The sequence below is a fragment of the Pseudomonas sp. GL_103 genome, from assembly GCF_057835175.1.
This window is the reverse complement of record NZ_CM174420.1, coordinates 4,235,646-4,247,723: the sequence shown is the minus strand read 5'-3', so window position 1 is coordinate 4,247,723 and position 12,078 is coordinate 4,235,646. Positions and strand designations below refer to the sequence as shown.

Annotated in this window: 10 protein-coding genes; 4 read left to right on the top strand and 6 right to left on the bottom strand. The window is 61.0% G+C overall.

Annotation, left to right across the window (positions count from 1 at the left end; translation table 11 throughout):
• Positions 1-32: 32 nt before the first annotated feature.
• The 6 genes from AC3IP0_RS19055 to AC3IP0_RS19030 all read right to left on the bottom strand — a co-directional run bounded on the left by AC3IP0_RS19055 (position 33) and on the right by AC3IP0_RS19030 (position 6,686).
• A complete protein-coding gene (locus AC3IP0_RS19055; protein ID WP_489316572.1) occupies positions 33-1,613 on the bottom strand; it encodes a FadD3 family acyl-CoA ligase in 1,581 nt (526 codons plus the stop codon).
• A gap of 72 nt (positions 1,614-1,685) precedes the next feature.
• Positions 1,686-2,432 carry an SDR family NAD(P)-dependent oxidoreductase gene (locus AC3IP0_RS19050; protein WP_489325626.1) on the bottom strand — a complete coding sequence of 249 codons (747 nt, stop codon included), beginning with the start codon at positions 2,430-2,432 and terminating at the stop codon, positions 1,686-1,688.
• Positions 2,433-2,642: 210 nt separating this feature from the next.
• Positions 2,643-3,725: a 2Fe-2S iron-sulfur cluster-binding protein gene (locus tag AC3IP0_RS19045; protein ID WP_489316571.1), complete on the bottom strand. Its 1,083-nt coding sequence runs from the start codon at positions 3,723-3,725 to the stop codon at positions 2,643-2,645.
• Between the two features lie 13 nt (positions 3,726-3,738).
• Positions 3,739-4,494 (bottom strand): glucose 1-dehydrogenase, encoded by a 756-nt coding sequence (locus AC3IP0_RS19040; protein WP_489316570.1) that lies wholly within the window; start codon positions 4,492-4,494, stop codon positions 3,739-3,741.
• Positions 4,482-6,161 carry an FAD-binding protein gene (locus AC3IP0_RS19035; RefSeq protein WP_489325625.1) on the bottom strand — a complete coding sequence of 560 codons (1,680 nt, stop codon included), beginning with the start codon at positions 6,159-6,161 and terminating at the stop codon, positions 4,482-4,484. The genes AC3IP0_RS19040 and AC3IP0_RS19035 overlap by 13 nt, the downstream gene beginning before the upstream one ends.
• A 9-nt stretch (positions 6,162-6,170) precedes the next feature.
• Positions 6,171-6,686, bottom strand: coding sequence for a flavin reductase family protein (locus AC3IP0_RS19030; RefSeq protein ID WP_046042741.1), 516 nt, complete (start codon positions 6,684-6,686; stop codon positions 6,171-6,173).
• Between the two features lie 1,236 nt (positions 6,687-7,922).
• Between AC3IP0_RS19030 and AC3IP0_RS19025 the strand changes: the two genes are divergently transcribed.
• From AC3IP0_RS19025 to AC3IP0_RS19010, 4 genes are all read left to right on the top strand, one after another.
• Positions 7,923-9,107, top strand: a complete 1,185-nt coding sequence (locus AC3IP0_RS19025) for an acyl-CoA dehydrogenase family protein (protein WP_489316568.1) — start codon at positions 7,923-7,925, stop codon at positions 9,105-9,107.
• A 122-nt stretch (positions 9,108-9,229) separates the two neighbouring features.
• Positions 9,230-10,351 carry an LLM class flavin-dependent oxidoreductase gene (locus tag AC3IP0_RS19020; protein ID WP_489316567.1) on the top strand — a complete coding sequence of 374 codons (1,122 nt, stop codon included), beginning with the start codon at positions 9,230-9,232 and terminating at the stop codon, positions 10,349-10,351.
• 410 nt (positions 10,352-10,761) lie between these two features.
• A complete protein-coding gene (locus AC3IP0_RS19015) occupies positions 10,762-11,262 on the top strand; it encodes a DUF4822 domain-containing protein (RefSeq protein ID WP_489319803.1) in 501 nt (166 codons plus the stop codon).
• A gap of 109 nt (positions 11,263-11,371) precedes the next feature.
• Entirely contained in the window at positions 11,372-11,812 is a 441-nt protein-coding gene (locus AC3IP0_RS19010; RefSeq protein WP_489316566.1) for a hypothetical protein, read from the top strand.
• Positions 11,813-12,078: the final 266 nt, after the last annotated feature.

Here is a 12,078-nt window from a genome sequence, read left to right as displayed (position 1 = left end):
CGAAGGCTGCGATCTTTTTTGAGGCCCCGGTCTTAATTGACTGGCTGCAGCGCCCACTCGCGCAACACATTCTTGGTTACTTTGCCCGCCGCATTGATCGGCATCTTCTGCAGCACCTGCACCCGGCGCGGAACCTTGTAGTTGGCCATCTGCTCACGGCACCAGGCGAGGAACCGTGCCTGTTCGATTTCCATCCCGGGAGCAGGCAGCAGGAACGCCATCGCCACCTCACCCATGCGCTCATCGGGAATACCGATCACTGCTGCCTGGGCCACGCCCGGATAGGTCAGCAGACACTGCTCGATCTCCGCCGGGTACACATTGAAGCCGCCGGTGATGAACATGTCCTTGAGGCGGTCGGTGATGCGCAGGTAACCCTGTTCGTCGAGCATGCCGATGTCGCCGGTGTGCAGCCAGCCGTCGGCGTCGAGAATCTCCTGGCTGGCTTCGGGGTTGTTGAGATAACCCTGCATCAGGTTGTAGCCGCGAATCTGCACTTCACCGGGAATGTTCGCCGGCTGGCTGCGACCGTTGTTGCCGACACAACGTACTTCCACCCCCGGCATCGCCCGGCCGCTGGTGTTGGCGACCAGTTCCGCAGAATCACCGGAGCGGCAGATCGTGGCGAAACCGCAGACCTCCGTCAGGCCATACGCGGTGACGATGGTGGCGAACCCTAGTTCGTCGCGCATGCGGTGGATCATCTCCACCGGGATCGCCGCCGCCCCGGTCACCGCCACGCGCAATGAGCTCAGGTCGAAGTCACTGCGTTGCGGATGGGCAAGCAACGACTGGTACAGCGTCGGCGGCCCTGGCAGCACGGTAATGCGTTCGCGTTGCACGCATTCGAGCACGGCCTGCACGTCGAACACTTGCTGCGGCAGGAGGGTGCAGCCACGCATCAAGGCTGCCAGCCAACCGGCCTTGTAGCCGAAGGAATGGAAGAACGGATTGACGATCAGGTAGCGATCGCTCTCGCGCAAACCGACGATATCGCTCCAGTCGCGCACGATGCGCAGGTTCTGGCCGTGGCTGGTCATCACACCTTTGGGTTTGCCGGTGGTGCCCGAGGTGAACAGCACGTCGGACAAGGCTTGTGGGCCAACGCTCTGTTCGCGGGTGCGCAGGGCCAGGTGCGGCACGTCGGTCCCCAGGTCCATAAACCGTTCCCAGGCCAAGGTGCCCGCATTGGCGCTGCGCAAGCTGACGATGTGGCGCAGTTCAGGCAGGTCCTCGGACGCCAGCATGCCGGGGTAGTCCGCGCCGAGGAATTCGCCGATGGCAAACAGTACGCAGGTGCCGCTTTCGCGCAGGATGTAGCCGGCCTCGCTGCCCTTCATCCGGGTATTGAGCGGCACCAGGGAGGCGCCGACACTTTGCAGGGCGCCGGCGGCGACGATCCATTCCCACACGTTGGGCGCCCAGATCGCCACACGGTCCCCGACCTGTACGTCGAGGGCCAGCAGTGCGCGGGCAGCCTGGCGACGCAGTTGGTCCAGTTGTCGGTAGCTGATGGCGTGGCCCGCGTCCTCGATGGCCGGGCGGTCGCCGTAGGCCTGGGCTGCGTTGGCAAACAGTTGAGCGATGGTCAGTGCGGTGGCGACAGGCGGCATGGGGCCTCCCCGGTTAGAAGACAAGTACGAAAAAGGGAGTAGGCCGGGCAGGGCGCCCGGCCGGATTGCGAGTTACTGGGCGGGCGGGGCGAAACGGCGACCGGCGGAGAAACCACCGTCCACGGCGATCATCTGGCCGCTGACAAAGGACGCTTCGTCCGAGGCCAGGAACAGCGCGACGTTGGCCACTTCTTCCGGTTGCCCGGAGCGGCTGAGCATGTGCTGCGAGGCGAAAAACGCGTGGAACGCGTCATTGTCACGGACCATGCTGGTCATCGGCGTTTCGATCAGACCCGGGCACAGACCGTTGACACGAACGTTGGCGTAGCCGTAGTCGATGGCCATCGAGCGGGTCAGCTGGTTGATGCCGCCCTTGGATACGTTGTAGGCGACGTTGCCGTCGCAGCCTTGCAGGCCGAAGATCGAACCGACGTTGATGATCGAGCCGCCGCGTTGCGACACCATCGATTCCAGCGCGTACTTGCTGGTGAGCATGCTGCCGGTCAGGTTGATGTCCATCACCCGTTGCCAGTTGGCGGTGGTGGTCTGGGTCACGCTGCCCTGGTCGGCGACGCCAGCGGCGTTGACCAGTACATCGATGCGCCCGAGGCGGCTGATGACTTCTTGCATGACCTGCTGCACCTGCGCTTCGTCGCGCACGTCCAGGGTCATGAACAGGCCGGGAAAGTCAGCCGGTGCGCTGCCGATGTCCAGCCCGACCACTTGCGCACCTTCGGCAGCGAAACGGCGCACGCAGGCCAGACCGATACCCGAAGCGCCGCCGGTGACCACCGCGACCTTATTCTGCAAACGAGCCATAACTGTACCTCTTTTATTGTTGTGGGCTAATGCTGGGGCCGAGTCTAACCGCAGACCGGGCAGGACATGATCGTCCGTTGAGACTATGGCGACAGAGCGTCTCGATCGACCCCTGTAGGAGCTGCCGCAGGCTGCGATCTTTTGATCTTGCTTCTAAAAAATCAAAAGATCGCAGCCTGCGGCAGCTCCTACAAGGGGGGAGGCGAAGCCTCAATCGGGGAATTTCAGGCGTACCCGGGCTCCCGTCGGTCGACTCTGGCAGGCCAGTGTCCAGCCGTCGGCGAGTTCCTTGGGGGTCAGCACGTCGTTGCGCGCCAACTGAACCTCACCTTCCTTGACCACGCACATGCACGCCCCGCAAAAACCTTCTTCACAGGACGACGGCACGTCAAGGCCGGCGGTCTTGCAACTTTGCAGCAGGGTGTCGCCGGGTTTACAGGCAATTTCGTGTTGCTGGCCATCGAGTTCGACGATCAGTGCTTCACAGTGCGAATCCATGGCCGCCGCTCGTGCCACGGCGTCTTCGGCCAACAGCTCGTCGGGGTCCGGCGGCGAGACGAAACGTTCGACATGGATCCGCTCGGCCGCTTCGCCCAGTGCCAGCAGCGTGCGCTCCACGGTGTCCATGAACGGTCCCGGCCCGCAGATGAAGTAGTCACCGTCGGCCGAGCCGCGCAGCAGATGACGGACCTGATGGTCCGTCAGGAAACCCTGCACCGAATCGAGGACGTGCACCACGTGCAGTTGATCAGGATGCGCCTTGATCAACTGACACAGCTCGTCCTTGAAAATCACCGAGGCCTCATCGCGGTTGGCGTAGATCAACTTGATCGGCCGCCGACTGCTGTGCAGCACCGATTTGAGAATGGAAAACACCGGGGTGATGCCAGAACCGCCACCGAACAAGACCAAGGGCTTTTCGGTGTCCGCCTGCGGGTCCAGGCAGAAATGACCGGCCGGTGGCAGCACTTCCAGCCAGTCGCCGACCTGCACTTCGTTCATCCAGTTCGACACCCGGCCGCCGTCGACCCGTTTCACCGTGACCTTGGGCAGCGCGTCCGCGAGGGGCGAGCTGGCCATGGAATAGCAACGGGTCAACAGTTTGCCGGCCAAGGGCACGCGAAAACTCAGGAACTGGCCCGGTTTGTAGCGAAAGCGCTCACGCAGGGTTGGCGGTACGTCCAGCACCAGCGAGCGCGCATCGGCGGTCTCGTCGATCACCGCGCACACTTGCAATGAGACACTTCCCGTCGTGTGTTCGGCCGGGGTCAGGTTCTGTTGTTGCGTGCCCATGTTCACCTCGGCCTCAGAGCCCGCTGATCAGTTGGGCGTTGTCGACGCGGACCTCGGCACCATTGACGAATCGCGACTCGTCGGCGGCGAGGAACAGCACCACGTTGGCAATGTCCCGCGGGGCGGCCATGCGGTTCATCGGGTCCTGGTCCAGCGCTTCCTGCGGGATTGGCTGACCACCGGCCAACGCCTGGGTCATCGGCGTGTTCACGCCATCGGGGTGCACGCTGTTGCAGCGGATGCGGTAGCCCTGCTGCTTGCAGTGCAGGGCAATGGAACGGGTCATCGCCGCCACCGCGCCTTTGGACGCCGAGTAGGCGCAGAACATCGGCATCGCGCCCAACGCGGCCACCGACGACATGTTGATGATCGAGCCGCCACCGGTTTCCTTCATGGCCTGGATCGCGTACTTGCAGCCGAGGAAGTAGCCTTCGCCGTTGATCTTCTGCACCTTCTGCCACAGCTCCAGCGTAGTGTCTTCGATGCTGCCCAAGGCCAGGATCGCGGCGTTGTTGACCAGCACGTCGAGACGACCGAAGTGTTCGACGGTGGTTTTAACGACGTGTTGCCAATCGCTTTCGCTGGCGATGTCGTGGCGGATGAACAGCGCGTTGGCGCCGATTTCTGCAGCCACCTGGCGACCGGCTTCTTCGTTGAGGTCGGTCAGTACCACTTTGGCGCCTTCGCGGGCCAGCAGCAGGGCGTCTTCGCGACCGATGCCGCTGGCGGCGCCGGTGATGATGCAGACTTTGCCTTCTACACGTTGCATTGTTGTTCTCCTGATCGTGCGGTTTGAAGTGCGAATTGGTCGGCCACATGGGCGGCAGCCCGGCGACCGGAGTAAATGCAGTCGGCCAGGGACAGGCCGGAGACATACAGGTTGGAAGCGACCCCGACCGCATTGCGGCCGGCGCTGTAGAGACCGTTTATTGGCTGGCCGGCGTGGTCCAGCACCCGGCCGCTGCCTTCGCAGACCTTCAGCCCGCCCAGGGTGATGACCGGGCAGGGGAAGAGTTTGCTGTCGAAGGACAAATCGAGGGCGTACCACGGGCCTTGGTCGAGGTCGGTGAGCATCGCGGCGGATTTGCCGAACTCGTCGGCGACCTCACCCCGTGCAGCGCGGGAATAGCGTTCGACGCTCTGGCGCAGCAGTTCCGGCGGCAGATTGCAGCGTTTGGCCAATCCGGCCAGGCTGTTGCTGCGTTTGGCGTTGAACAGCAGATTGAGCAGGACCGGCAGGCGCTGGAAATTCCAGACTTTGCCGGGGCCGACCTGACTGAGTGCCTCTCGAACCAGCGCCCGATTGAGAATCAGAATGGCGCGGCCGTCCTGTTCTTCGACCATGGCGTGGCCGAGGGTTGCGCCGTAGATTTCTTCGTTGGCGTAACGCTGTCCGCGAGCATTGACGATCAGCCCGCGAGCCCAGGCCAGTGGCGGGTTGATGAAACGCCAGGCGCTGACCTTTTCCATCCGCGCCACGCTGCCACCGGCGCTCTGGCCCAGGGCGATGCCGCTGCCATTGCACCCGGTGGCGCCCAGGGGCAGACCGGCCAGGTACTGCGGCGCGTGTTGGCGCACCAGATCGCGATTGAAGATAAAACCGCCGCTGCTCAACAGCACCGCCTGTTCGGCGCGAATCAATTGGCGAATGGCGCTGGTCTGTTCGATGCGGCGCTGACGGGCGCGCAAGCGGTCGGCCAATGCCGGGGCGTACATATGAATGGCAGCGGCCCAGCGTGACAGACGCGCATGTTGTTTGGCCGCGCGGCTACCCGACGGCAACTGCCAGGCTTCGACGCCAATGACCTTGTCGTCGAGGTCGAGCACCAGTCGCCGCACTTCGCACTGGCTGCGCAGGCGTGCGCCATGACGCAAGGCGCTGGCCTTGAGCGGGGCGAACAGGCTGGCGCCGGACATGCCCGGACCTTTGGTGCGGTGGCCGCGGGGTGCCGGTTTGGCGCTGGCGGCATAGACCGGCACGGCTTCGTTGCCGGAGTAATAGAGGTAGTACTGGTCACTCGGGTACGAGGTTTTATGCGGCGGCACGCTGGCTTCGAAGGCCGCGCCTTGTCGCTCCAGCCAGGCCAGTTGCTCGCGGCTGCCGTCGCAGAAATTGCGCAATGTCTCGTGGCTGACCGCTTCGCCGACTTCCTGGCGCAGGTAATTGAACATGGCTTCGCTGGTGTCTTCATAGCCAGCCTGACACTGATACGGCGTACCGCCGCCGGCATACACCACGCCGCCGCTGAGTGCCGTGGCGCCGCCGCCTTCGAAGCGATCCAGTGCGAGCACCGACAGGCCGCGAGTGCTGGCTTCGATGGCGGCACAGGCACCGGCTCCGCCAAACCCGACGATCAGCAAGTCGCAGCGGTCATCCCATGGCAACTGGTCGGCGCTGTTCACTCGCAACGCCGTCAACCGGTTCAGGCTGTCCATGTTCGGGCCTCAGCCAGCAGCAGCGAGAGAAGGTGCGGGTTTGGCGGTGGTGGTGTAGCTGCCGTCGAGGTAGACCAGCGGGGTGATGGCGTCAGTGGTGTGAATCTGCAGGATGCGCCCGATGAACACGGTGTGGGTGCCGTAGCTGAAGTGGCCGTCCTGGCGGCAGAGGATCGCCGACTGCGCGTCACCCAGGTAGGGAATGCCGCCGGGGCTGGTCAGCCAGTTGCCACGGTCGAAGCGCGCTTCGCCCTTGATCGCGCCGCTGCACAGGTTGGCCAGGTCTTGTTGTTCGACGCCGAGGATGTTGACGCAGAAGTCGGCGCCGGTCGCCAGTGCGGCATGGGGCGAGGCGGTCTTGTTGACGCAGATCAGCAGCGATGGCGGCTCGGTGCTCAGGGAGTCGACCGCGGTGGCGGCCATGGCGAAGCGTTCGGAGCCGTTGCTGGTGCTGATAATGGTGACTGACTTGGCCAGGCGGCGCATGGCCTGGAGCATGTCGGCTTTGAGATTGACGTCGTTCATCGCACTGGGCCTTTTTGTTGGTTGGGGAGTGCGATGGATTCTTGCTCTGGCTCTTGTCTGGGGCATCGTCCGAGGGGACTAGGCCTTGGCGGCCTCTGGGCCGACCAGGCTGGTTGTTTGAGTTGAGTACATATCCGTTTCTGCGGTAACGGCGGCTGGCGGTTTCGCCCTTACGGCGAGTCCCTTTTGGCAAACGCCCCAAAAGGAACCAAAAGGTCTCGCCCCTTACGTACGGCCCCTCGCTTAGGCTCGGCGTTCCTTCGCTGCGGTATTCATCCGGGGGCATTGCCCTCCGGTCGGCTTCGCTTCGACCTACATGCAATGAGTTCGACTGCGTCGAACGGCGCTGCGCGCCAATCCCCGGATGAACACCTCCGCTCAGCCTTCCGAGGGGGCGGGTGGATCAAGATCAAGAGCTGCAGGCGAGCTAACGCTCGGCCTGATGAGTGGTGAGAAACGGCGCGGTGTGGGCTGCTCTGCCTTTGCTCTTCTGTGGGAGCGAGCTTGCTCGCGAAGGCGGCCTGCCAGCCGACCGAAGTCTTGCAGATGTACTGAGTACCTGTGGGAGCGAGCTTGCTCGCGATGGCGGCCTGCCAGCCGACCAGGTACCTCACAGACGAACGAACCCAACAAACAGGCCGGCCGGTAGGCCGCCTCGGGCGCTGTTGCGGTGTACGCCCCCTCGTGAGGCCGAGCGCAGGTTCTGCGCAGTGGGCAACCCGGCATGGATGCCGGGTTAGCCGCCCCCGGCCATGGATGGCCGATGGCGGCGGGCCCACGGAGCAGGACCGGAGCGAGGGCATGCCGAGCCACGGCGAGGCACCGAATGTCAGGGGCAAGAGCCCTTTGGTTACTTTGGGGCTTTTCCAAAGTGACCCGCTGTAAGAGCGGAACCATCAGTGGCCGTGACCGCAGCAACGGATATGTACACCCACAAAACACTCGTCGCCTGACACAAAGCCATCGCGAGCAAGCTCGCTCCCACAGGGATCTTCAGTGGCCACAAGTCCCGAGTAAAACCGGGGGGCCAATGTGGGCCTGCCCGCGAAGACGGCCTGCAAGCCAACACATCACTTTCTGATTCACCCCCCAGATACCTGTTCCCCAAAACCACATGGTCCGTTTGAGGGATGCCCGCCGCTTTGCGCATTGTTTGAATGCCAGTGTAGGGGCGCTACACCCGCCCCGTTGCACGCGCGCCCCGGCGGATGGGGTGAACAAAGGAGAACAATAAAAATGCTCAACCAAGACCTGATTCGCCAGCGTCTGAGCCAACGTGCCCGCGAGTTGGTGCCGATCCTGCGTGAACGCGCCCTGAATGCCGCGCAAGCAGGCCAGTTGCCTGAAGAAACCCTGAAGGATTTCCACGACGCCGGGTTCTTTCGCATCCTGCAACCGTCCCGTTGGGAAGGTTATGAACTGGAGCCCAAGGATTTCTTCGACGTACAGATGACCCTCGCCGAAGGCTGCATGTCCTCGGCCTGGGTACTGGGGGTGGTGGCGATCCACAACTGGCAACTGGCGCTGTTCGACGACCGCGCGGCCCAGGATGTCTGGGGTAGCGACTCCAGCGTGCTGATCTCCTCTTCCTATATGCCGGTGGGCAAGGTCGAGCGGGTCGAGGGTGGCTTCAAGTTGAGCGGACGCTGGGGCTTTTCTTCCGGCAGCAAGCATTGCGACTGGGCGTTTCTCGGTGCGCTGGTGCCGCCGGCAGAGGCGGGCGGGGCGCCGGATTATCGGACCTTCCTGGTGCCGCGCAGTGACTACCAGATTCTCGACAACTGGAACGTCATGGGCCTGGAAGCCACCGGCTCCCACGACATCCTGGTGGAAAACGCCTTCGTTCCCGAGTACCGCACCCATCGCGCGTTCGACGGTTTCATGCAGAACAGTCCGGGCAACGAGGTGAACACTGCGCCCTTGTTCCGCCTGCCGTTCGGGCAGATTTTCGTGCGAGCGGTTTCGTCCTCGGCCATCGGTGCCTTGCAAGGCGCGGTGGATCAGTTTGTCGAGCACAACCGCGCCCGGGTCGGGGTCAATGACGGTCGCAAAATGGTTCAGGACCCGGCCGCGCAATCGGCGCTGGCCAACGCCATGGTCTGCGTCGACGAGTGCAAGACCGTGCTGCATCGCAACTTCGCCCTGATGCTGGAGCGTGCGCAAAAAGGCGAGCCGTTGAGCATGCCCGAGCGGGTGAAGATGCGTTACGACTCGGCGCTGGTGGCCGACAAGTGCGCCAAGGCCGTTGGCGACCTGATGTTCAACAGCGGTGCTTCGACGATCTTCCGCAGCCATCCGATCAACCGTGCGTTCCGCGACATTCACACCGGTCGCGCCCACGTCGCCAACAGCCCGGCCAAGTACGCCTGGAACCTTGGCGGCGTGAGCATGGGGCAGGACAGCAACGACTTTTTCCTCTGATTTTTTAACCGAATCGGCTAGTCCGTTTGCGTGATTCGAGCGCCCTGCCAATACCTGAGCATGGGCGCAAGGCGTAGGTCTCTGGCGCCGACTGCGCATCCAAATAAGCACAAGGATCAACCATGAAATTTTCCCTGATTTACGAAGCCCAGACGGTGGACTCCAGCCGCGAAGGCGACCGCAAGATTTTCGAAGACACCGTCGAGCAGGCCGTGCTCGCCGACAAGCTGGGCTTCGACACCTTCTGGTGCGTGGAACACACGGCGCTGAGCAACTACTCGCACATGTCCGCGCCGGAAACCATGTTGGCGTTCGTGGCCGGTAAAACCGAACGCATCGGCATCGGCCACGGCGTGGTCTGCCTGCCGCCGGCGATGAACCACCCGGTGAAAGTCGCCGAGCGCATCGCCACCCTCGACCTGCTGTCCAAGGGCCGTGTGCACTTTGGCGTGGGCAAGGGCGGCACCCAGCAGGAGGCCGGCACTTTCGGCTACGACCTGGCGACCTTGCAGCCGCAGATCGACGAGATGATGTACCTGATCCCGAAAATGTTCGTGCAGGACGAGATCGAGCACAACGGCGACTTCGTGCAGATCCCGAAACGTCCGATCCATCCAAAGCCTTACCAGGATCCGCACCCGCCGATGTACCTGGCGTGTACCAACACCGAGTCGCTGAAGAATGCCGGCGGTCGCGGCATGGGCGCGCTGGTGCTGGGCTTCGGTGGCCCGGAAGAGATCGCCAAGAAGGTCGAGGTGTATCACACGGCCTACGACAGCCGCGATGAGAAGAAGCAGGTCGGTTTCCGCCCTAACCGCCACATCGCCGCGCTGTGCCCGGCCATCGTGCTGGACGACAACGAAGAAGCACGCCGCATCGGTATCCGTGGTCAGCGCTACTTCATGGAGTCCCTGGGCTACTGGTACGGCGGTGGCGAGCGTCCGGACCCGGAGAAGTGGAAGGACGACACCTTCGTCGATGGCAACGGCCAGAGCGTGATCAAGTCGCGCTTCGCCTCGGAAGAAGTCAGCGTCGACTTCTCCGACCCGACCATGGCGATGATGAACCCGAACCACGCCTACGGCACCGTCGAGGATTGCATCGGCTACGTGCAGCGCCTGATCGATGCTGGCGCCGACGAAATCCTGTTCATCTGCCAGATGGGCACCGTGCCGCAGTGGGCGCAGCTGGAGACCCTGAAGAACATTGGCGAGAAGGTGATTCCGCACTTCCGCAAGGGTTGATTTGAGATAGCGCAAAACTGTAGCAGCTGCCGAAGGCTGCTACAGGTTTATCAGGCCTGGCACGGACGTCAGGCCAACTTTCCAACGGGTCCCCAAGGCCCGTTTTTTTATGCCTGCCGATTTCTCCCCGGTCGATTTACCTGTGTATAGCTGCCCCTTGTTTAACTCCGAGAACATCGCAGTCAGCGATAATTCCTACAGGGATTTCCGAGTCTTTACGAAAAGACCCACGTGCCCATTATTTCGTCGGCCTTTATTGGAAATAACTACTGCTGCAATTGTTGCAAATATATACCAGGGTATTGTGAGTGACTGATATCGGTCCTATATTCCATCCGCTGATCGCAGTGATCAATTTCCACGACAACAAAAAACAAGCGTCACCTCTAAACTCATCGAGGAATTATTCCATGCGAAAATACAACTCAATGTTTATAGGTTTGCTCCTCGCTGGACTACTCTGTCCGCTTGTCAGTCATGGAAAACAGATGGAGGATAAGTCTGATATTCAAGCATTGGCCTCATCTCCTCAATGGCTGACAACCAAGGTTTATGTAGAGGGGGTCCCTGAAGTAGATGTGAAGGAAAAGTATCCGGGTGTTGTTGGAATTTCAATGTGGGATTCCGGACGTAATCGCTATGAATTTTTTTATACCGAAACCGGGCGATCAAAGTATGACAATGGTGGCGGCGGTTACTTCCTTGTCACCGGTGACAAAACAACGCATATCCTGGTACCTGATAAAGGAGCGGTCAGAACTGTGGTCAGAAGACTGGAAAAATTGAATGACGAAGAGTTCACCTATTCGAGAGAGGTGCCTCGCGACATGGTAGATACCAATGCCCTTGTCCGGATTTATGTGGTCCATGCACCCTACAGAGGCCCTATAAAGACCTCGATGTCACACTAAATACGTCCTGCAGTCTTTTCAAACCACTGTTTCGACATTTTAATGCGTCCACGTTATTGACTCGGCCCTGAAATAACATTCATAGAAATCCAAAAATTAAAGGCACAACATGAGTATTAAATTCAGAACACTATTAATGTCTACGTTACTGCTGGCTGGAATATACTCGGCTGGCGCCAATGCACAGCCGACAACGCCTTCGGTTTCAAAAGAGGCTATCGCCACACCAGATAATGCACTCATGTTGACTGTTTTCCTGAAGCACGATCAGTCACGCCCATTAGGTGAGTTGAAAGCGCAACTCGCCAAACAGGAGTTTTACAAGGTGTTCCCTCCTGCCGGGGTGGAGGTTGTCAGCTGGAATATAACCATGGGTATAGGACAGGTCATCGTCCTACGCTTACCTGCCTCGCGTCTCGCAGCGGTAAATCTCGCACTCGAAAACACCGCGTGGGGAAGTTACCGGACAGAATTCTTTCCTACCTATGATTTCAAAGAAGTAGCTTTGGCAGAGCAAAACAAAGTGCGAGAAGCCAAATCTACTCAGTAACTACAGAGCAGACGTGCAACGCCATGTCTCGCGCTACAATATCAGCAGATTTCACAGCTACAACGACTACCGGTCGCAAGTCGTGAAGGAGAGACTGGCGGCGTAAACCTTAACGGATGTCCAAGATTACTTGACCAGTTCAAGCCCGCTCCCACAGGTTCAGTGTCATGCCCTGATGCCTCAATTTTTTAAGGCCTGGCGCGGACGTCAGATCTACTTTCCAACGGGTCCCCTAGGCCCGTTTTTTATGCCTGCACCAATCTTGA

Excerpts from the sequence above, each read along its gene's own strand:
- AC3IP0_RS19055 (WP_489316572.1), bottom strand. The coding sequence starts at position 1,613 with ATGCCGCCTGTCGCCACCGCACTGACCATCGCTCAACTGTTTGCCAAC.
- AC3IP0_RS19050 (WP_489325626.1), bottom strand. The coding sequence starts at position 2,432 with ATGGCTCGTTTGCAGAATAAGGTCGCGGTGGTCACCGGCGGCGCTTCG.
- AC3IP0_RS19045 (WP_489316571.1), bottom strand. The coding sequence starts at position 3,725 with ATGGGCACGCAACAACAGAACCTGACCCCGGCCGAACACACGACGGGA.
- AC3IP0_RS19040 (WP_489316570.1), bottom strand. The coding sequence starts at position 4,494 with ATGCAACGTGTAGAAGGCAAAGTCTGCATCATCACCGGCGCCGCCAGC.
- AC3IP0_RS19035 (WP_489325625.1), bottom strand. The coding sequence starts at position 6,161 with ATGGACAGCCTGAACCGGTTGACGGCGTTGCGAGTGAACAGCGCCGAC.
- AC3IP0_RS19030 (WP_046042741.1), bottom strand. The coding sequence starts at position 6,686 with ATGAACGACGTCAATCTCAAAGCCGACATGCTCCAGGCCATGCGCCGC.
- AC3IP0_RS19025 (WP_489316568.1), top strand. The coding sequence starts at position 7,923 with ATGCTCAACCAAGACCTGATTCGCCAGCGTCTGAGCCAACGTGCCCGC.
- AC3IP0_RS19020 (WP_489316567.1), top strand. The coding sequence starts at position 9,230 with ATGAAATTTTCCCTGATTTACGAAGCCCAGACGGTGGACTCCAGCCGC.
- AC3IP0_RS19015 (WP_489319803.1), top strand. The coding sequence starts at position 10,762 with ATGCGAAAATACAACTCAATGTTTATAGGTTTGCTCCTCGCTGGACTA.
- AC3IP0_RS19010 (WP_489316566.1), top strand. The coding sequence starts at position 11,372 with ATGAGTATTAAATTCAGAACACTATTAATGTCTACGTTACTGCTGGCT.